The sequence below is a fragment of the Pseudomonas sp. xss_4 genome (assembly GCF_043104125.1).
In the GTDB taxonomy this organism is placed as follows: Bacteria; Pseudomonadota; Gammaproteobacteria; order Pseudomonadales; family Pseudomonadaceae; genus Aquipseudomonas; species Aquipseudomonas parafulva_B.
Genome location: NZ_JBICKJ010000027.1, coordinates 72,764 through 91,759, shown reverse-complemented (window position 1 = coordinate 91,759; position 18,996 = coordinate 72,764). Strand labels below are relative to the sequence as shown.

The 18,996-nt window shown below is 62.2% G+C and carries 17 protein-coding genes; 10 read left to right on the top strand and 7 right to left on the bottom strand.

Translation table 11 applies throughout. The annotated features are described in order from the left end of the window. Positions 1-55: 55 nt before the first annotated feature. Complete coding sequence (locus ACF8GB_RS05400) at positions 56-766, bottom strand: PolC-type DNA polymerase III (RefSeq protein WP_078479247.1); 711 nt, start codon at positions 764-766, stop codon at positions 56-58. Beyond that, positions 763-2,700: a DUF294 nucleotidyltransferase-like domain-containing protein gene (locus tag ACF8GB_RS05395; RefSeq protein WP_392526678.1), complete on the bottom strand. Its 1,938-nt coding sequence runs from the start codon at positions 2,698-2,700 to the stop codon at positions 763-765. The genes ACF8GB_RS05400 and ACF8GB_RS05395 overlap by 4 nt, the downstream gene beginning before the upstream one ends. Positions 2,701-2,908: 208 nt before the next feature. Here ACF8GB_RS05395 and ACF8GB_RS05390 point away from each other — a divergent pair, with 208 nt between their 5' ends. Beyond that, a complete protein-coding gene (locus tag ACF8GB_RS05390) occupies positions 2,909-3,361 on the top strand; it encodes a response regulator (protein ID WP_058603000.1) in 453 nt (150 codons plus the stop codon). Positions 3,362-3,428: 67 nt separating this feature from the next. On the opposite strand, the gene ACF8GB_RS05385 is transcribed toward ACF8GB_RS05390, so the two are convergent. Next, a complete protein-coding gene (locus ACF8GB_RS05385) occupies positions 3,429-5,606 on the bottom strand; it encodes a malate synthase G (RefSeq protein WP_392526677.1) in 2,178 nt (725 codons plus the stop codon). Positions 5,607-6,050: 444 nt separating this feature from the next. Here ACF8GB_RS05385 and ACF8GB_RS05380 point away from each other — a divergent pair, with 444 nt between their 5' ends. Continuing rightward, a complete protein-coding gene (locus ACF8GB_RS05380) occupies positions 6,051-6,569 on the top strand; it encodes a glycine cleavage system protein R (RefSeq protein WP_392526676.1) in 519 nt (172 codons plus the stop codon). A gap of 246 nt (positions 6,570-6,815) precedes the next feature. Here the strand turns inward: ACF8GB_RS05380 and rarD are convergent, their stop codons facing one another. The 4 genes from rarD to ACF8GB_RS05360 all read right to left on the bottom strand — a co-directional run bounded on the left by rarD (position 6,816) and on the right by ACF8GB_RS05360 (position 10,416). Continuing rightward, a complete protein-coding gene (gene rarD / locus ACF8GB_RS05375) occupies positions 6,816-7,703 on the bottom strand; it encodes an EamA family transporter RarD (RefSeq protein WP_078479243.1) in 888 nt (295 codons plus the stop codon). 62 nt (positions 7,704-7,765) lie between these two features. Then, positions 7,766-8,740 carry a serine/threonine protein kinase gene (locus ACF8GB_RS05370; protein ID WP_078479242.1) on the bottom strand — a complete coding sequence of 325 codons (975 nt, stop codon included), beginning with the start codon at positions 8,738-8,740 and terminating at the stop codon, positions 7,766-7,768. 95 nt (positions 8,741-8,835) lie between these two features. After that, on the bottom strand, positions 8,836-9,600 hold the full coding sequence (locus tag ACF8GB_RS05365) for a TOBE domain-containing protein (protein ID WP_058639105.1): 765 nt from the start codon (positions 9,598-9,600) through the stop codon (positions 8,836-8,838). A gap of 81 nt (positions 9,601-9,681) precedes the next feature. Then, positions 9,682-10,416, bottom strand: a complete 735-nt coding sequence (locus tag ACF8GB_RS05360) for a ComF family protein (protein WP_196186069.1) — start codon at positions 10,414-10,416, stop codon at positions 9,682-9,684. A gap of 87 nt (positions 10,417-10,503) precedes the next feature. Between ACF8GB_RS05360 and bioB the strand changes: the two genes are divergently transcribed. From bioB to ACF8GB_RS05320, 8 genes are all read left to right on the top strand, one after another. Continuing rightward, positions 10,504-11,562, top strand: a complete 1,059-nt coding sequence (gene bioB, locus ACF8GB_RS05355; protein WP_392475068.1) for a biotin synthase BioB — start codon at positions 10,504-10,506, stop codon at positions 11,560-11,562. Between the two features lies 1 nt (position 11,563). Then, positions 11,564-12,736 (top strand): 8-amino-7-oxononanoate synthase, encoded by a 1,173-nt coding sequence (bioF, locus tag ACF8GB_RS05350; RefSeq protein WP_392526674.1) that lies wholly within the window; start codon positions 11,564-11,566, stop codon positions 12,734-12,736. After that, complete coding sequence (locus ACF8GB_RS05345; protein ID WP_058639090.1) at positions 12,729-13,460, top strand: alpha/beta fold hydrolase; 732 nt, start codon at positions 12,729-12,731, stop codon at positions 13,458-13,460. Before bioF ends, ACF8GB_RS05345 begins: the two co-directional genes overlap by 8 nt. Beyond that, entirely contained in the window at positions 13,453-14,271 is an 819-nt protein-coding gene (gene bioC, locus ACF8GB_RS05340; RefSeq protein ID WP_197844403.1) for a malonyl-ACP O-methyltransferase BioC, read from the top strand. Before ACF8GB_RS05345 ends, bioC begins: the two co-directional genes overlap by 8 nt. A 9-nt stretch (positions 14,272-14,280) precedes the next feature. Beyond that, on the top strand, positions 14,281-14,961 hold the full coding sequence (gene bioD, locus ACF8GB_RS05335; protein ID WP_197844402.1) for a dethiobiotin synthase: 681 nt from the start codon (positions 14,281-14,283) through the stop codon (positions 14,959-14,961). A gap of 171 nt (positions 14,962-15,132) precedes the next feature. Continuing rightward, positions 15,133-15,429: a pyrroloquinoline quinone biosynthesis protein PqqE gene (locus ACF8GB_RS05330; protein WP_145253952.1), complete on the top strand. Its 297-nt coding sequence runs from the start codon at positions 15,133-15,135 to the stop codon at positions 15,427-15,429. A gap of 264 nt (positions 15,430-15,693) precedes the next feature. Further along, entirely contained in the window at positions 15,694-17,499 is a 1,806-nt protein-coding gene (locus ACF8GB_RS05325) for a phenylacyl-CoA dehydrogenase (RefSeq protein WP_058639094.1), read from the top strand. Positions 17,500-17,650: 151 nt separating this feature from the next. Beyond that, positions 17,651-18,934, top strand: a complete 1,284-nt coding sequence (locus tag ACF8GB_RS05320; RefSeq protein WP_326383286.1) for a GGDEF domain-containing protein — start codon at positions 17,651-17,653, stop codon at positions 18,932-18,934. The last annotated feature ends 62 nt before the right edge of the window (positions 18,935-18,996 follow it).

The following is an 18,996-nucleotide window of genomic DNA, read 5'->3' as shown; positions in this document are numbered from 1 at the left end:
ACCCGCTACTGCCATTACGCAGTAAGGCGCGGCTGCCAGACCACGCCCCCGTTGCCTATAGGCCGTGGCGCTGGGCCATCCGGCGTCGCCAGTTGTGTAGGCATTGCTCAAGTTGCGCCGGGCTCTGGATGTGCTGGCGGCGCGCCTGGCTCAGCAGAATCAACGCCAGCTCGGCGGTCACCTGTGCGTCGGCGCTGGCGTGATGACGCGCCTGTACCTGCAGCCCGAAACGCGCCACCCAGTCATCGAGCCCGGCCTCTCGCAACACCGTGTCGGGATTGAGCATGGGTGCCATCTCGGCCACATCTAGGAAGGGTATTTGCAGACGATAACCCAGGCTCTGTTTGAGGGCCCGTGCAAGCATGCGTTCGTCGAATGGCGCGTGGAATGCCAGTACCGGGCTGGTGCCAATGAACTCGAGCAGGTCAAGCAGTGCGTGCCCTGGGTCGCACCCCGCTGCCAGAGCGCTTGGGCCCAGGCCGTGTATCAGGACGCTGGGGTTGGTTTTCTGCTCAGGTCGGTACAGGGTTTGTTCGAACTGCTGCGAGAAGTCCAGCGCCCCGTCCTCGATAGCCACTGCGCCTATGGACAGCACTTGATCGCGGTTGGTGTTCAGGCCGCTAGTTTCCAGGTCAAGCACCACCCAGCGCTGCTCGCGCAGGGTGCAGGTGCCAAGCGCAGTGGGTGCAGGCAAGGCCGCCAGGCGTTCACGCTGCGAAAGCGCAAGCTGCGGAGCATGGGGACGCAGCCATGCGAACAAGCTCACAGCTGGTACCGCATGGCCAGGCTGCTCTGCAACCGCTGAGCTTGGCGCAGGGACTCGCGCAAGATGCGCCGGTCCAGGTGGTTGAGGCTATCTGGGTCCAGGCGGTTGGAGTAGGCCAGGTGCTCGCGTGCCTGGCGTTGATGTTGCTGCATGCGGGTCTGTTGGATGAAATGGTACGCCTCTTCGTACGCGGCGCCGTCCAGTGGGTCGATCACGCCCTTGCCCACCAGTTGGCGAATGCGCTCCAGGGTATTGCAGGCGCCGATCCCGTGAGCCAGCGCCAGCACACGTGCGGCGTCGACGAAGGGCGTCAGGCCCTGAACCTTGAGGTCCAGCGTGCCAGCCTTGTCAGTGCCCTGGCGGGTCAGCACGAAGTCGCGCAGACGGCCCACAGGCGGGCGTTGGCGCAGGGCGTTGTCAGCCAGCATGCGTTGGAAGATACGGTTGTCGGCTATCTGCTTCAGCAATGTGCTGCGCAACGCCTCGCAGGTGTGCTCATCGCCCCAAACCACCCGCAGGTCGAAGTAAATGCTCGAGCCCAGGAGGTTTTCCGGGCTGGCCTCACGCACGAAGCCGGCAAAGCGCCGTGACCACTCACTGTGCGACAGGCACAGCGCAGGGTTGCCGGCCATGACATTGCCCTTGCACAGCGTAAAACCGCACTGCGCCAGGCATTGGTTGATGTACTGCGCCAACGGTAGCAACCGCGCCCGAATGGCCTGGGCTTCGGTGTCATCGGCCGCGTCGAAAAGAATGCCGTTGTCCTGGTCGGTGTGCAGGGTCTGCTCGCGCCGCCCCTCACTGCCAAAACAGAGCCAACTGAACGGCACCCCCGGATCGCCACGCTCTGCCAGCGCCAGTTCGATGACTCGGCACACCGTGTGGTCGTTGAGCAAGGTGATGATTTGGGTGATCTGTGTAGAGGAAGCACCGTGTGCGAGCATGCGCTCGACCAACTGGCTGATTTCGCCTCGCAGGGAAACGAGGGTGTCCAGGCGCGGTGCATGACGAATGGTGCGTGCCAAGTGAACAAGGTCTACCCGCTGCAGGGAAAACAGATCGCGCTCGGACACCACCCCACATAATCGCCGGTTCTCCACCAGGCAGACGTGCGCGATGTGCCGCTCGGTCATTGCCATGGCGGCATCGAAGGCACTTGCCTGGGGGCTCAGGTAGAACGGTGCGGCGGTCATGTGCCGCGCCACGGGTGCACCCAGGTCGGCATCGGCTGCGGCCACCACCTGGCGCAGGTCGCGCAAGGTGAAAATGCCCGTGGGCTGGCGCTGCCCATCGACGATCACGATCGAGCCAACCTGCTGCTCATGCATCAGCCTTACGGCTTCGCGCAGCGGAGTCTCAGGGGCGCAGACCACGGGATGACGCATGGCCAGTTCGCCCAGCGGTGTATTGAGGGAATATTGGGTGCCCAGGGTCTGCACCGCCTGCTGACGGACTTGTTGGTTGACTTGGTCCAGCAGGCTGCTGACCCCTCGCAAGGCGAAATCGCGGAACACCTCGGAGAGGGAAAAGACGCGGATGAATGCCGCTTTGTTCAGTTGCAGGCAGAAGGTGTCGTCACCGGCCAGGTGCTCCGTACGCGTGGCTCGCTCGCCGAGCAGGGCCGCCAATGGAAAACACTCGCCATGGGTAATCTCGAACGTGGTCTCAACCCCCGGTTTGACCAGGTGCTGCCGTTCACCGACGACGCGGCCCTGCTTGACGATGTAGAAATGCTCAACCGGCCCGTCGCTTGGCTTGATGATGCTTTCGCCGCTGGCGTAGAAGCGCAGCTGGCACTGCTCGACCAGATAGGCCAGATGGCTCTGCTCCATCTGATTGAAGGGTGCAAAGCGTTGGAGGAATTGCAGGGTGCCCTGAATGTTCTGCAGCACCGCAGTTCTACCCGCTTGCTGGTAGGCGTCTTTTTTGCTCATCGACCTGACCGTATCGCTACGCCGAACTATATATATCTATCTATAGGGCCGGCTTTGTTGTTTTCGGCGTTCATGGTCGGCCTGCAGGGGCGTGGTGCCCATTGGACGTAAGTCTAGGGCGCGACCACGTCAATAATCCGACGAAAGGTAAATCGGGTGTCGGAAAATCCGCGGTCCTACCTGTAGAGCGAATGGATACGAGACGACCATGTCTGAGCACACCGACATCTTGAGCGACGCAGAGCGCGCGGCACTGGCTGCTGTGAGCGCGCCACCGCCTGCCCGGCCGGTGGTGCTCGTGGTCGACGACAATCCGGTCAACAGCGAAGCCTTGATGTTGTACCTCAAAAGCAAGGGTATCGACGGCATGACGGCCGATGGCGCCCAGGAGGCGCTGTTCAAGCTTCATTACGAACCTCGAATCGCGCTGATGATCACCGATCTGCGGATGCAGCCCGAGGATGGGCTGTCCCTTATCCACAAGGTGCGCGAGATGCCGGAGGCGGACCGGGCCGCGCTTTCGATCATCGTGGTATCAGGCGATACCGATGTGAAAGAGGCCGTTGATGTCATGCACCTGGGGGTTGTGGACTTTCTGTTGAAGCCCGTGGACCTCACGAAGCTGCTCGAACTGGTGAAGCGCGAACTGAAGATGGCCTGACGCGCAAGCGGGGCCCTAAGGCCCCGCCGATCAACGCTGCAAGCAGCTCACTTTATCCACCGGTCGTTCAAAGTCCGTTGCGTGCCTTGAACTCACGGCGACGGCGATGCAGCACAGGCTCGGTATAGCCGTTGGGTTGCTTGGCGCCTTCGAGTACCAGCTCGACTGCCGCCTGGAAGGCAACGTTGTCGTCGAAGTTGCCCGCCATCGGGCGATACAGCGGGTCGCTGGCGTTCTGCTTGTCGACCACCGCCGCCATGCGCTTGAGGCTTTCGAGCACCTGCTCCTGGCTAACTACGCCATGGCGCAGCCAGTTGGCCAGCAACTGGGCAGAAATGCGCAAGGTGGCACGGTCCTCCATCAGCCCCACGTTGTTGATGTCGGGCACCTTGGAGCAACCCACGCCCTGGTCGATCCAGCGAACCACATAGCCCAGGATGCCCTGGGCATTGTTGTCCAGCTCGTTGCGGATTTCCTCGTCCGACCAGTTGGGGTTGGTCGCCAGCGGAATGGCCAGGATGTCATCGACCGAAGCCGGTGTGCGCGAAGCCAGCTCGCGCTGGCGCGCCTGCACGTCCACCTTGTGGTAATGCAGGGCGTGCAGGGTGGCGGCCGTTGGGGAAGGCACCCACGCGGTATTGGCACCGGCCAGCGGGTGAGCGATCTTCTGCTCCAGCATGGCGGCCATCAGGTCGGGCATGGCCCACATGCCCTTGCCGATCTGCGCACGCCCTTGCAGGCCGGTGGCAAGGCCTACATCGACGTTGTTGTTTTCATAGGCGCCGATCCACTTCTCGTTTTTCATGGCGCCTTTGCGCACGACCGGGCCTGCCTCCATGGAGGTATGGATTTCGTCGCCAGTGCGGTCGAGGAAGCCCGTATTGATGAACACCACGCGCTCGGCAGCGGCCTTGATGCAGGATTTGAGGTTGACCGTTGTGCGGCGCTCCTCGTCCATGATGCCGACTTTGACGGTATTGCGCTTCATGCCCAGCAGGTCTTCGACCCGGCTGAATATCTCGGCGGCGAACGCCACTTCTTCCGGGCCATGCATCTTCGGCTTGACGATGTACACACTGCCGGTACGGGTGTTGCGACGGCTGGTGGTGCCGTTGAGGTTGTGCAGCGCCATGAGGTTGGTGAACAGACCGTCCTGGATACCTTCCGGGACTTCGTTGCCTTGGGCGTCGAGGATGGCCGGGTTGGTCATCAGGTGACCCACGTTGCGCACGAACAGCAGCGAGCGACCATGCAGGGTGACGCTGCCCCCGTTGGGCGCTGCGTACTCGCGATCAGGGTTCATGGTGCGGGTGAACGTCTTGCCGCCTTTGCTGACGCTTTCGGCCAGGTCACCTTTCATCAGCCCCAGCCAATTGCGATACACGATTACCTTGTCGTCGGCGTCGACGGCCGCCACGGAGTCTTCGCAGTCCATGATGGTGGTCAGTGCCGATTCCATCAGGATGTCCTTGACGCCTGCGGCATCTGTGCTGCCCACCGGGGTACTGGCATCGATCTGGATTTCGAAGTGCAGGCCGTTGTGCTTGAGCAACACAGCGGTCGGGGCGTTGCTGTCGCCGTGGAACCCAACCAGTTGGGCATCGTCGCGCAGGCCGGTGTTGCTACCGCCTTTGAGGGTGACGACCAATTGGCCGGCCTCGATGCGATAAGCCGTGGAATCGACGTGCGAACCTGCCGCCAGCGGTGCCGCTTCATCGAGGAAGGCACGGGCGAAAGCGATCACTTTGTCGCCACGTACCTTGTTGTAGCCTTGCCCCTTTTCGGCACCGCCTTCGTCGCTGATCGCGTCGGTGCCGTAGAGCGCGTCGTACAGCGAGCCCCAGCGGGCATTGGCGGCGTTCAGGGCAAAGCGTGCGTTCATGACCGGTACCACCAACTGCGGACCGGCCGTGTGGGCGATTTCTTCGTCCACATTTTGCGTGGTGGCCTGGAAATCGTCGGCTTGTGGCAGCAGGTAACCGATTTCCTGAAGGAAAGCCTTGTAAGCCGGGGCGTCGTGGGCCTGGCCTTTGCGGGCCTGATGCCAGGCGTCGATCTGGGCTTGCAGCTCGTCGCGCTTGGCGAGGAGGGCTTTGTTCTTTGGAGCGAGGTCGTTGATGATCTTTTCAGCACCTGCCCAGAACTGCTCGGCGACGATGCCGGTTCCGGGGATGGCTTCGTTGTTCACGAAGTCGTACAGGACCTTGGCGACCTGAAGGCCACCGACTTGAACGTATCCAGTCATTGCTTGCCTCACTCTGCTCAGCTATTTCGCTCTTTTGTATTGAGCCTGTAGCGCTTCTCCTCGCACGGCACCAGTGCATGCCTCCGGTAGGAGCCCGGACGCGGCTGGGTGCGGTTTGCCTGCCTGACGGCAAGCAGCGTGCATTCTTCACAGGCGCCTCGACAGACCTTCAAACGACGTTGTGTAGTCCGCGCCCACGGATACTACATGAAGCAGCCGGCTGGGCACTATCAGACTAAAAGCGGCGTCAGGCGACCTGTTGGTCGCACAGGATCATGCAAGGAAGCGCCATGTTCGCAAAAAAAGGAGTGATTGTTCCAGATAAATCTAAAAACAGTACACGATTTATAAGGCAGATTGCCCTGCGGCAGGTTGACGCGCCATGCCTATACTGTGGCGACACCCTGGCCCCTGCAGGGCCTGAACCCACTCGAGGAACATCCCGTGGAACATCTTGTGCTTACCGTGATCGCCCCGGACAAGGCTGGCCAAGTCGAGCGGATCGCCCAGTGCATCGCTGATTTCGAGGGCAATTGGCTGGAAAGCAGCATGTCGCGCATGGCTGGGCAATTTGCCGGCATCCTGCGGGTAGCAGTGCCGGCGGATCGGTATGACGCGTTGGTAGACGCGCTCGGGGCATTGTCCGCACATGGCATTCGCGTGCAATTGGCAGAAAGTGGCGGCGAGCCTACCCATGCATCCAAACCCTTTGGCATGGACCTGGTTGGTAACGACCGGCCAGGGATCGTGCGCGATATCACCCGTGTGCTGGCCGAGCTGAACGTGAACGTCGAACGGATCGCCACGCAGGTACGTCCGGCACCGATGAGCAACGAACCGCTGTTCCATGCCGAGGCCCTTCTGGCATTGCCCGCGTCCCTCCCTCTTGAGCAACTGCAGCAACGTCTGGAGGCCCTGGCCGATGACTTGATGGTGGAGTTGCGATTGCGCGCGGAGGAATGAAAGCGGCTCACCACTGCCGTAAACCCTCGCGGAGGTTATCCCGATTTTGAGGGGACGGCCTTGTGGATAAGCTGGGGCTATCGCGCCCGAGCGCCCGGCTTGCAAGGGCTGCGAAGATTTGATCGAAAATTGATCAATGCAGAGGGGGTTGTTCACAAACGACGGGGAAGAGGGTGTGGATAAGCTCTGGAGATGTCTCTGCAGCCCTTGGAAATCAAGGTATACAGAGACATGATCGTTTTTTGATCAGCGGCTTTTACGCAAACTCCACCACGCATCGACGCTGTACAGCGCCAGCCCCGCCCAGATGAACATGAATGCCGTGAGCGTGCTTGGGGACAGATGCTCGTCGAACAGCCATATGGCCTGGAGCAAGACCAGCGTTGGTGCCAGGTACTGCAGAAAGCCCAGCGTGGTGTAAGGCAGGTGCCGTGCGGCAGCGTTGAAACACACCAGCGGCACCAGCGTCACAGGGCCTGCAGCCATGAGCCACAAGGCCTCGCTTGTGGTGTAGAACGTGCCTTGCGCGCTCATGGCGGCAGGGTGCAGCAGCAGCCAGCCAAGCGCCAGCGGTACCAGCATCCAGGTCTCGACCACCAGCCCGGGCAGGGCCGCCACGGGGGCTTGTTTGCGAATCAGCCCGTAAAACCCGAAGGTCAGCGCCAGTGCCAAGGATACCCAGGGCAAGCTGCCCACTTGCCAGACCTGTTGCATCACGCCGAGCGCGGCCAGGCCGACCGCCAGCCACTGCAGGCGGCGCAGTCGCTCGCCGAGGATGAGCATGCCGAGCAGGACGTTGATCAGCGGGTTGATGTAGTAGCCAAGGCTGGCCTCGAGCATGCGTCCATTGTTCACCGACCAGACATACGTCAGCCAATTGGCTGCGATCAATGTGCCGCTCAACGCCAGGATGGCCAGGCGCCGCGGGTTGTCGCGCAGGTCACGCCACCAGCCGGGGTGCTTCCAGAAGGCGAGCAGTACCGAGCCGAACAGTGCTGACCACAGCACACGGTGGACGATGATCTCCACGGCGGGCACGCTCTGGATGGCTTTGAAGTACAGGGGGAACAGGCCCCAGATGATGTAGGCGCTCAGGCCCAGGAGATACCCGCGACGCGGGTTTGCAGCGTGCATGCAGAGTCCTTGCTTAAGATGCTGATTAACGGCAGTTATTGTAGACAGAGCCGACGGTCGATCTAGAACAACTTGAGTGGGGCCTCATCGAGGGCGGCCATTTGCTCACGCAGCGCCAGAATCTGATCGCCCCAGTACCGCGGCTGACCAAACCAGGGGAAGCTTGGTGGGAATGCCGGGTCATCCCAGCGACGCGCCAGCCAGGCACTGTAGTGCAGTTGACGCAGGGCACGCAGCGGCTCGATCAACGCCAGCTCGCGCGGGTCGAAGTCGTGAAATTCGTTGTAGCCCTCAACCAATTCGGCCAGCTGGCCCTGACGCTCATCCCGATTGCCCGCCAGCAGCATCCACAGGTCCTGCACCGCAGGGCCCATGCGGCAGTCGTCCAGATCAACTACATGGTAGATCTCGTCGCGGTGCATCAGGTTGCCCGGGTGCAGGTCACCGTGCAGGCGGATGGTCTGGTGCGGGGTGCGGGCATAGGCGGCTTCCACGCGTGCCAGCACATCGCGCGCAACCGATTCGAATGCGGGCAGCAATTCTCGGGGAACGAAATCGCCCTTGAGCAGTGTATCCAGCGAGTCATGCCCGAAGTTATCCACAGCCAGCGCCTCCCGGTGTTCGAACGGTCTGCTGGCAGCCACGGCATGCAGACGACCGATCAACTGGCCAAGGCGGTACAGCTGGTCGAGGTTGCCGGGTTCCGGGGCATGGCCACCACGTCGCGGAAACAGCGTAAAGCGAAAGCCACCGTGTTCGAACAGCGTGTTGCCTTGATGCTGCAGGGGCGCTACCACCGGCACTTCGCAGGCGGCCAGTTCGGCCGTGAAGCGGTGCTCCTCGACGATGGCTGCATCGCTCCAGCGTCCGGGCCGGTAGAACTTGGCGATCAAGGGCTGCTCGCCCTCGATACCCACCTGGTAAACGCGGTTTTCATAGCTGTTGAGCGCCAATACCCGCGCATCGCTGAGAAACCCCAGGGATTCCACGGCGTCGAGCACCAAGTCGGGGGTAAGTGTGGCGAACGGGTGGGACATGATGACTCCGGCGGTAGGCAGCGTGGTCCTCATGTTACCGCGTTGGCCAGCCAGGCGCCGCAGGGGACTCGGCCATTTGCCAGGGCCGCGACAGGTCAGGCCGGGATGCCAATCACCACATCAGCGGCAGAGAACTGCACACGCAGAGCGCTACCCACTGTCACCTGGTGCTCTGCCAGCCAGGCCGGTTCGGCGAAGGCGCACAGGATCTGACCATTGCCAAGCGCAAGGCGCACTTCGTGGGGGCCGTCGGTGCCCGTGAGAAGCGCGTCCACGGTCACCTGCAGGCAATTGTGCTGTTGATCCGCCTGGTCGCTGTGGCCCAGCAGGCGCACCCAGCCTGCCTTGAGCAAGGCCACCACCGTCGTGCCCAGGGTTAGCCCCAGGCGCTCGGTGCTGTCGTGGGTGATCAAGGCTTGGATCTGTAACCCCCCACTTAGTGCGAGCCCAACTCGGTCATGCCATCCCACGCGATGCAGGTCGCTGACCTGCCCTTGCAGCTGGTTTCGGGCGCTGGTGCGCAGCATCAGGCGACCGAGCAGGTCAAGGTCGCTCACATCATCGGTGGCTTCGAGTAACTGAGCCTGCAGGGCTTGCAGACGCTGATACAGCCGCAGCACCCGTTCGCCTTCGGCAGACAGGCGTGCCCCCCCGCCACCGCGACCACCAGTGCTGCGCTCCACCAGGGGGCTGCTGGCCAGGTTGTTGAGTTCATCGATGGCATCCCAGGCAGCCTTGTAGCTCATGCCGGCAGCCTTGGCGGCGCGGGTAATGGAACCCTGCTCGGCAATATGCTGCAAGAGGGCCACGCGCTGTGGGCGGCAGGTAATGTGGTGGGTCAGTGGGACAGGTAGGGGCATGGGCATCCGACCGGTTCGGTGATGGGCCAGTGTACGGGGTGGGCGTAGCGTACCACTGCGTCGCCATCACTGGTCTGCAGGCTATGCATGGCCGGGCTTGGGTGTACGTGCCAGGCAATAGACGTCCACACGTGCGGCACCTGCCTTGCGCAGGACCTGTGCAATAGCCTGCGCCGTCGCACCGGTGGTCAGTACATCGTCGACGAGCGCGACATGTTGGCCGTGCAGGCCATCGCACACGGCGAACGCCTGGCGCAGGTTGCGCCATCGAGCCTTGGCGCTCAAATGCTGTTGGGCCGTGGTGTGGCGGGTGCGTACCAGCAGATGTTCGACGCAGGGCACTGCCAATTGCCTGGACCACCAACGCGCCAGCATCGCGGCCTGGTTGAATCCCCGTTCGCGCAGCCGGCGCTGTGCCATGGGTACGGGAACCAGCACGTCGGGACGGGGCAGGTCTTCGGCGTAGTGATGGCTCAATGCATGACCGGCAATCTCAGCCATCAGGCGTCCCAGCGGCCACTGGCGGTTGTGCTTGAATCGACTGATCAGGGTGTCCACCGGAAAGGTGAAATGCCAGGGTGCAAGCACCCGTTCGAATGCTGGCGGCCTGCGGTTGCACTGCCCGCACTCCATGCCTGCCATGGCCAGAGGCAGGGCGCAGCGTATGCAGTGGTCATCATCCAGCCAGGGCAATTGTTGTTCACATGGCTCGCACAGTGCGTAAGGTTGCAACGCAGGTGCACTGCATAAACCACATGTTTGGTTAATTACTGACCATTTGTAAACCAGTCTTTTAAGCTTAAGTTGACAGTTCATGGGCCTTCCCTGACTATTTCGGCTATCCGTGAAGCGCGGGCGTTCTCCTTGCCCGGCGCCTGCTAGAGCCTAAACAAGGAAACGCCGATGAGCGCCAGCACAACTGCAACAACACGTCACGACTGGTCCCTGGCCGAGGTCAAGGCGCTGTTCCAACAGCCGTTCAACGACCTGATCTTCAACGCACAGGCCGTACACCGTGCGCATTTCGATGCCAACCGGGTGCAAGTCTCCACGTTGCTGTCAATCAAGACCGGTGCCTGCCCCGAAGACTGCAAGTACTGCCCGCAGTCCGGCCACTACAACACCGGCCTGGAAAAGCAGAAGCTGATGGAGGTGCATAAGGTGCTCGAGGAGGCCGCGCGCGCCAAGGCGATTGGTTCTACGCGCTTTTGCATGGGCGCTGCGTGGAAGCACCCTTCGGCCAAGGACATGCCCTATGTGCTGGAGATGGTCAAAGGTGTCAAAGCCATGGGCCTGGAAACCTGCATGACCCTCGGCAAGCTCGACCAGGAACAGACCCAGGCGCTGGCCCAGGCGGGCCTGGACTATTACAACCACAACCTCGATACCTCCCCCGAGTTCTACGGCAGCATCATCACCACTCGCACCTACGCCGAGCGCTTGCAGACCCTGGCCTATGTGCGCGATGCCGGCATGAAAATCTGCTCTGGCGGCATCCTCGGCATGGGCGAGACACTCGATGACCGCGCAGGCCTGCTGATCCAACTGGCCAACCTGCCCGAGCATCCGGAGTCCGTGCCGATCAACATGTTGGTCAAGGTGGCCGGTACGCCGCTGGCCGATGAGGCCGACGTCGATCCGTTCGACTTCATCCGCATGCTGGCGGTGGCCCGTATCCTCATGCCCAAGTCGCACGTGCGCCTTTCGGCAGGCCGTGAGCAGATGAACGAACAAATGCAGGCCTTGGCCTTCCTGGCCGGTGCCAACTCGATCTTCTACGGCGAAAAGTTGCTGACAACGGCCAACCCCCAGGCCGACAAGGACATGCAGCTGTTCGCACGCCTGGGGATCCAGCCTGAAGCCCGTGAAGAGCACGCCGACGAAGTGCACCAGGCGGCGATCGAGCAGGCGCTGGTCGAGCAGCGCAACGACGCGTTGTTCTACGACGCAGCGTCGGCCTGACATGGCCTTCGACCTGGCCGCGCGGCTGGCCGAACGGCGCGCGGCGGACCTTTACCGACAGCGCCCCTTGCTGGAAGGCCCACAAGGGCCAAGGCTGGTGGTCGATGGCCAGCCGCTGCTGGCCTTCTGCAGCAACGATTACCTGGGCCTGGCGAATCACCCCGACGTGGTCGCTGCCTGGCAGGCGGGTGCCGATCGCTGGGGTGTAGGTGGGGGGGCTTCGCACCTGGTCATAGGCCACACCACGGCACACCACCAACTTGAGGAAGCATTGGCCGAACTAACCGGGCGGCCGCGAGCGCTGCTGTTCTCCACCGGCTACATGGCCAACCTGGGGGTGATCACCGCTTTGGTGGGCAAGGGCGATACGGTGTTGCAGGACCGCCTGAACCATGCCTCGTTGCTCGACGGCGGCCTGCTTAGCGGCGCGCGCTTCAGCCGTTACCTGCACAATGATGTTGGCAGCCTGAGTGACCGTCTGGCCAAGGCTACAGGCAATGCGCTGGTCGTGACCGATGGCGTGTTCAGCATGGACGGTGATGTAGCCGATTTGCCGGCGCTGGCCCAGGCGGCCCGTGCGCGCGACGCCTGGCTGATGGTGGACGATGCCCACGGCCTGGGCACCCTGGGTGCGGGCGGCGGTGGGGTCGTCGAGCACTATGGCCTTGGCGTGGACGATGTCCCGGTACTGGTCGGTACGCTGGGCAAGGCGTGCGGTACGGCGGGTGCGTTCGTGGCAGGCAGTGAAGCGCTGATCGAGGCGCTGATCCAGTTCGCCCGGCCCTACATCTACACCACCAGTCAGCCGCCCGCTTTGGCCTGCGCCACCCTCAAGAGCCTTGAGCTGGTGCGGACACAGGCCTGGCGGCGCGAGCACCTGGCGGCACTGATACAACAATTTCGCGAGGGCGCAGAACAACTGGGCTTGCGCCTGATGGAGAGCCAGACGCCGATCCAGCCGATTGTCATCGGTGACAGCGCTCAAGCGCTTCGCCTGTCGCGGTTACTGCGTGAGCGCGGCCTGTTGGTGACGGCTATCCGGCCACCTACGGTGGCGGTCGGTAGTGCGCGATTGCGCGTTACCTTGAGCGCCGCCCACACGGCAACCCAGGTGCAGCTATTGTTGAATGCATTGGCAGAGTGTTATCCACAGCTGGAGCGCGCCGATGCGTAACCGACTCGTACTGCTACCAGGCTGGGGCCTGGGAACCGCTTCCCTTGAGCCGCTTGCAGCCAGCCTGCGCGCCCAGGACCCTGGGCTTGAGGTGACGCTGATGCCCTTGCCGGAGCTGGATCACTGTGATGTGCAGGGGTGGGTCGACCACCTGGATCGCAAGGTACCCCACGATGTGTGGCTTGGGGGGTGGTCATTGGGCGGCATGCTGGCCAGTGCCCTGGCCGACAAGCGCGGCGACCACTGCTGCGGCTTGCTCACCCTGGCCAGCAACCCCAGTTTCGTGGCCCGTGCCGATTGGCCTCACGGGATGGCCGAAGACACCTTCGGAACGTTTCTGGATGGTTGTCGCAGCCATCCTTCGGTCACGCTCAAGCGCTTTCGCACCCTGTGCAGCGATGGGGCGATGCAACCGCGCACATTGCTTCGGCAGCTGGGCGTAGGCGTTCCAGACACGGACCCGCTGTACCTGGCTACGGCGCTGCAGGTACTGGCGCAGCTGGATACCCGCGCAGCCCTCGAGGCATTCGCCGGCCCGCAGCTTCACCTTTTTGCCGGCGCAGATGCCTTGGTGCCAGCCGAAGCTGCGCAGGGGTTGAGCGAGCTGTTGCCTGACGTGGAAGTCGGCCTTGTGGAAGACAGTTCCCATGCGTTTGTGCTCGAGTATCCACAAGAACTGGCCAGCGGTATCAAAAGTTTTCTGCATGAGAGTGGCGATGACTGACCTATCCCAGCCAGGTTTGCCTGGCGCCTTGCCCGATAAACGCCAGGTGGCCGCGTCGTTTTCGCGTGCGGCCGCCAGCTATGACAGCGTGGCAGCCCTGCAGCGTGCGGTCGGCATGAACCTGTTGACGATGCTGCCATCTGACCTCGAGCCGTCTCGCTGGCTGGACCTGGGCAGTGGCACGGGCCATTTCGGCCGGGCGCTTGCAGAGCGTTACGGGCCTGCAAGCGGTATCGCCGTGGACATCGCCGAAGGCATGCTGCGTCATGCTCGCGGTCGAGCCGATGGCGCCCAGTGCTACATCGTCGGCGATGCCGAGCGCCTGCCGCTGGGCGAGGGTTGCGTCGATCTCGTCTTTTCCAGCCTGGCCGTGCAGTGGTGCAACCATTTCGCCCAAGTGCTGGATGAAGCGTTGCGTATCTTGCGACCGGGCGGTGTCCTGGCCTTCAGCAGCCTGTGCGTGGGTACGCTGGATGAATTGCGCGGCAGTTGGCAGGCCGTGGATGGCCAAGTGCATGTCAACCGCTTCAGGCGCTTCGACGAATACCAACATTCATGTGCAGCCAGCACGCTCGAGACGCTGACCCTGCAACAGTTGCCGCATGTATTGCATTATGCGGACGTGCGCACATTGACCCATGAGCTCAAAGCACTGGGGGCACACAATCTCAACCCGGGTCGTCGCGCCGGGCTCACCGGACGCGCCCGTCTACAGGGTATGCTCCAGGCATACGAAGCCTATCGCCAGCCACAAGGGCTGCCTGCCACTTATCAAGTGGTCTACGGCGTGCTGCGCAAACCTGTGGCATAGGAGTACTTCATGAGTCAGGCGTATTTCATTGCCGGAACTGACACCGATGTCGGCAAGACCACCATTGCCGCCGGTCTTCTGCATGCAGCGAAGTTGCAGGGGTTGAGCACCCTGGGCGCCAAGCCGGTGGCATCGGGCTGCAACATGACAGCCAAGGGCTTGCGCAACAGCGACGCCTTGGCGCTCATCGACGAAAGCACTATCAAGCTCGCCTACGAGCAGGTCAACCCATTCGCCTTCGAGCCAGCCATCGCCCCCCATGTCGCCGCGCGGGAGGCCGGTGTGACGCTGGCGGTGGCGAAGTTGCTGGCAGACATGGACACGGTATTGGAGCAGCAGGCCGATTTCACCTTGATCGAGGGTGCCGGTGGCTGGCGGGTGCCGCTCTCGGGCCTTGAGAACCTGTCCGACCTGGCCGTTGCATTGAAGCTGCCGGTCATCCTGGTGGTAGGGGTAAGGCTGGGTTGCATCAGCCACGCGCTGCTCAGTGCCGAAGCCATCGAGCGTGACGGACTACAGCTCGCCGGATGGGTGGCGAACATCATCGAGCCAAGAACGTCGCGGCTCGAAGATAACCTGGCCAGCCTGGCTGAACGGCTGCCAGCGCCTTGTCTGGGCCGTGTGCCCAAGCTCAAGCAAGCCACGGCGGACAAGGTGGCCGAGCATTTGCAGCTGGACCTGCTGGCATAACCTGCGCGTACCTGCGCTGCGGATAGGGTCGAGCGTATGAAGGTTACCCGACGCTGGCATGGTCAAGGTCTATCAAGTGGCACCGAGCCATTAGCGATTTAAACGGGTTTTTTTGTGGCTGGCTTGCTTTAATGGGGCCTCACCGTCATCCAGTGTCGATGGAGTCCTGACATGGAAATCACCGGTAGCTCCGCCTTCTACGCCGGCCTAGGCGCCATTCACACTGGTCAGAATCGCGTCGACCAGGCCGCCAGCCAGATCGCCAACTCCACCGCCGAACGTTCCGCCACCAGTCAATCGAGTGACTTTCAGGCCGAGCGGCTGCGTGCCGTCGACAGAAGTCAGCAAATGGACATGGCCACCAGCACCGTGCAAATGGCCTTGGGCAGAACCGAAGTCGAGCTTGGCGCCAAAGTCGTCAAGGCATCCGACGAAATGCTGGGTCGTATCATCGACACCTATGCCTGACGGTCGATAGCGCGTTCTCGCCTGACACGCAACGCTCGGAAGCTTGCACTGCCTCGTTTCCTCTTCTCCGCTTGAAGTGTCCTCGTTCCCTGCGGGGACGCAGGCATGTGTGCGGATGGCAGATTCGTCATTTTTCGTGGCGTAAATGGCATCGTGGGGCCTTCTTGACATCCGGCAGCGGTAAACGTAAGTTTCAAACAACTGTTTGATAGACCCTGCCGCGTGTGCCGGTCCCCCACAGAACTCACCTAGAGGTTCATCGCCATGCCTGACTACAAAGCCCCCCTGCGTGATATTCGCTTCGTGCGTGACGAACTGCTCGGCTACGAGGCGCACTATCAAAGCCTGCCAGGCTGTCAGGACGCCACGCCCGACATGGTGGACGCGATCCTCGAGGAAGGTGCGAAGTTCTGTGAGCAGGTACTGTCGCCGCTCAACCGCGTAGGCGATCAGGAAGGTTGCACCTGGAGCGAGTCGGGCGTGAAGACGCCGACCGGTTTCAAGGAAGCCTACCAGCAGTTCGTCGAAGGCGGCTGGCCAAGCCTGGCGCACGATGTGGAGCATGGTGGTCAGGGCCTGCCCGAGTCGCTGGGCCTGGCCCTGAGCGAAATGGTAGGCGGTGCCAACTGGTCCTGGGGCATGTACCCAGGCTTGTCCCACGGCGCGATGAACACGATCTCGGCCCACGGTACTGCCGAACAGCAGCACACCTACCTGACCAAGCTGGTTTCGGGTGAGTGGACCGGCACCATGTGCCTGACCGAACCCCATTGCGGCACCGACCTGGGCATGCTGCGCACCAAGGCCGAACCCCAGGCCGACGGCAGCTACAAAGTCAGCGGTACCAAGATCTTCATTTCGGCTGGTGAGCACGACATGGCCGAGAACATCGTGCACATCGTGCTGGCACGCCTGCCTGATGCACCGGCTGGTACCAAGGGTATTTCCCTGTTCATCGTGCCGAAGTTCCTGCCTAACGCCGAAGGCGCAGCGGGTGAGCGCAATGGTGTGAGCTGCGGCTCCCTTGAGCACAAGATGGGCATCCATGGCAATGCCACTTGCGTGATGAACTTCGACGCAGCCACTGGTTACCTGATTGGCCCGGCCAACAAAGGCCTGAACTGCATGTTCACCTTCATGAACACGGCACGCCTGGGTACTGCGCTGCAAGGTCTGGCCCATGCCGAAGTGGCCTTCCAGGGGGGCTTGAAGTACGCCCGCGAGCGCCTGCAAATGCGCTCGCTGACCGGGCCCAAGGCGCCTGAGAAGGCCGCCGACCCGATCATCGTCCACCCGGATGTGCGTCGTATGCTCTTGACCATGAAGGCCTTTGCCGAAGGCACCCGTGCGATGGTGTACTTCACCGCCAAGCAGGTGGACATCGTCAAGTACAGCCAGGACGAGGAAGAGCGCAAGAAGGCCGATGCCTTGCTGGCGTTCCTGACCCCAATCGCCAAGGCCTTCATGACCGAAGTAGGCTTCGAGGCTGCCAACCATGGGGTTCAGGTCTACGGTGGGCACGGCTTCATCGCCGAGTGGGGCATGGAGCAGAACGTTCGTGACAGCCGTATTTCCATGCTGTACGAGGGCACCACAGGTATCCAGGCCCTGGACTTGCTGGGCCGCAAGGTGCTGATGACCCAAGGCGAGGCCCTGAAGGGCTTTACCAAGATCGTGCACAAGTTCTGCCAGTCGCAGGAAGGCAACGAAGCCGTCAACGAGTTCGTTCAGCCCCTGGCCGCGTTGAACAAGGAATGGGGTGAGCTGACCATGAAGGTAGGCATGGCCGCCATGAAGGACCGTGAGGAAGTTGGCGCGGCCTCGGTGGACTACCTCATGTACTCCGGCTACGCCTGCCTGGCTTACTTCTGGGCCGACATCGCCCGGTTGGCTGCCGAAAAGCTGGCAGCAGGTACCAGTGAAGCGGCGTTCTACACCGCCAAGCTGCAGACGGCACGCTTCTACTTCCAGCGCATCCTGCCGCGCACCCGCACGCATGTGGCTGCCATGCTGTCCGGTGCGGACAACCTGATGGCCATGGACGAAGAACACTTCGGCCTGGCTTACTGAGTTACCTCAGGTTGTACGCGAACCGTCTGCTCCGGCAGACGGTTTTTTATGTCTGGCGCAAGTCAATAGCAAAGGTGCTCAAGTGTACAGGTGAATGGCCGATCAACTAAGGGCACAATGCCACTATTGGTCTGCCAGGTTGGAATTGCCTTTGCTTCGCCTTGACGCTGTTCGCGCAAGCCATTTCGTACCCTCTCTCGTCTTGCTGGGGGCAGGCTTGGCTGCGGCTTACGTCAAGGACCTCAGCGTTTTCTTCACGTCGCTTTTCAATGTTTTGCCAACCCTCGTGCTGTTGATGGGCGGCGCCTATTGCGCGGTATACAGGCGCCAGCGGGAGCTGTTTCTGATGCTCACGGTGTACATCGCCTATTTCCTGCTCGATACCCAGACCGACTTCTACCGGGACAACGGCCGCGTTCGTGAAGACGCTGCCGTGATCTTCCACCTGGTGTGCCTGCTACTACCGGCGTTGTATGGCCTTTATGGCATCTGGCAGGAGCGCTTGCATCTGCTCCAGGACCTGGTCGCCCGGTGTGCGGTGCTGGTGGCCACGGCCGCGGTGGCGGCAGGCTTCGAGCAAAGCTTTCCCGAGGCGTTGCTGGCCAGCCTGGCGGAAATCCGCTGGCCGGTCCTGCACGGCCAGTGGATGAGCCTGATTCAGCTGGCCTACCCGGTGTTCATGGGCATGCTGGCGCTACTCGTCGTGCAGTACCTGCGTGCGCCCAGGCCCCTGCATGGCGCCTTGATCGTGGGCCTGATCGGTATTTTCTGGATGCTGCCCAAGACGTTCGTGTTGCCCTTCACGCTTAACATCATGTGCAGTCAGGTCATGCTGATGATTGCCACGGCAGTCGCCCATGAAGCGTACCAGATGGCATTTCGTGACGAGCTCACCGGGTTGCCGGGCCGTCGCGCGCTCAATGAGCGCCTGCAGCGACTAGGGCGCTCCTATGTGATTGCCATGGCCGACGTGGACCATTTCAAGCGCTTCAACGATACCCACGGGCATGATGTCGGCGACCAGGTATTGCGCCTCGTCGCCAGCCGGCTTGGCAAGGTCAAAGGGGGAGGCCGCGCCTATCGCTACGGCGGCGAAGAGTTCGCCGTGGTGTTCGCGGGCAAGACGGCCGAGCAGTGCGTGCCGCATCTGGAAGCGGTTCGAGAGGCGATCGCCGGCTATGGCATGCACTTGCGTGACCAAAGTGCGCGTCCGCTGGATGACAACACCGGGCGCCAGCGCCGCGCGGGCAGCAGTGGCGACACGGTTACGGTGACCATCAGCCTGGGTGTGGCCGAGCGGCAGGGCGACAACCGTAGCGTTGATGAGGTGCTCAAGGCTGCCGACCAGGCGCTGTACGCTGCCAAGGCCGCAGGGCGCAACTGCTTGATGGTGCACGGCCTGAGAAACCGTCGGGGAGCGGTGCGGGAAGCGTGACCATTGCTGACTCTACAGTCTGTTGATGACCCTATGTGTCGTAAAAGTTGTTCGGTTACACT

Coding starts and splice junctions, on each gene's coding strand:
- ACF8GB_RS05395 (WP_392526678.1), bottom strand. CDS start 2,700: ATGAGCAAAAAAGACGCCTACCAGCAAGCGGGTAGAACTGCGGTGCTG.
- ACF8GB_RS05390 (WP_058603000.1), top strand. CDS start 2,909: ATGTCTGAGCACACCGACATCTTGAGCGACGCAGAGCGCGCGGCACTG.
- ACF8GB_RS05385 (WP_392526677.1), bottom strand. CDS start 5,606: ATGACTGGATACGTTCAAGTCGGTGGCCTTCAGGTCGCCAAGGTCCTG.
- rarD (WP_078479243.1), bottom strand. CDS start 7,703: ATGCACGCTGCAAACCCGCGTCGCGGGTATCTCCTGGGCCTGAGCGCC.
- ACF8GB_RS05370 (WP_078479242.1), bottom strand. CDS start 8,740: ATGTCCCACCCGTTCGCCACACTTACCCCCGACTTGGTGCTCGACGCC.
- ACF8GB_RS05365 (WP_058639105.1), bottom strand. CDS start 9,600: ATGCCCCTACCTGTCCCACTGACCCACCACATTACCTGCCGCCCACAG.
- ACF8GB_RS05360 (WP_196186069.1), bottom strand. CDS start 10,416: ATGAACTGTCAACTTAAGCTTAAAAGACTGGTTTACAAATGGTCAGTA.
- bioB (WP_392475068.1), top strand. CDS start 10,504: ATGAGCGCCAGCACAACTGCAACAACACGTCACGACTGGTCCCTGGCC.
- bioF (WP_392526674.1), top strand. CDS start 11,564: ATGGCCTTCGACCTGGCCGCGCGGCTGGCCGAACGGCGCGCGGCGGAC.
- ACF8GB_RS05345 (WP_058639090.1), top strand. CDS start 12,729: ATGCGTAACCGACTCGTACTGCTACCAGGCTGGGGCCTGGGAACCGCT.
- bioC (WP_197844403.1), top strand. CDS start 13,453: ATGACTGACCTATCCCAGCCAGGTTTGCCTGGCGCCTTGCCCGATAAA.
- bioD (WP_197844402.1), top strand. CDS start 14,281: ATGAGTCAGGCGTATTTCATTGCCGGAACTGACACCGATGTCGGCAAG.
- ACF8GB_RS05330 (WP_145253952.1), top strand. CDS start 15,133: ATGGAAATCACCGGTAGCTCCGCCTTCTACGCCGGCCTAGGCGCCATT.
- ACF8GB_RS05325 (WP_058639094.1), top strand. CDS start 15,694: ATGCCTGACTACAAAGCCCCCCTGCGTGATATTCGCTTCGTGCGTGAC.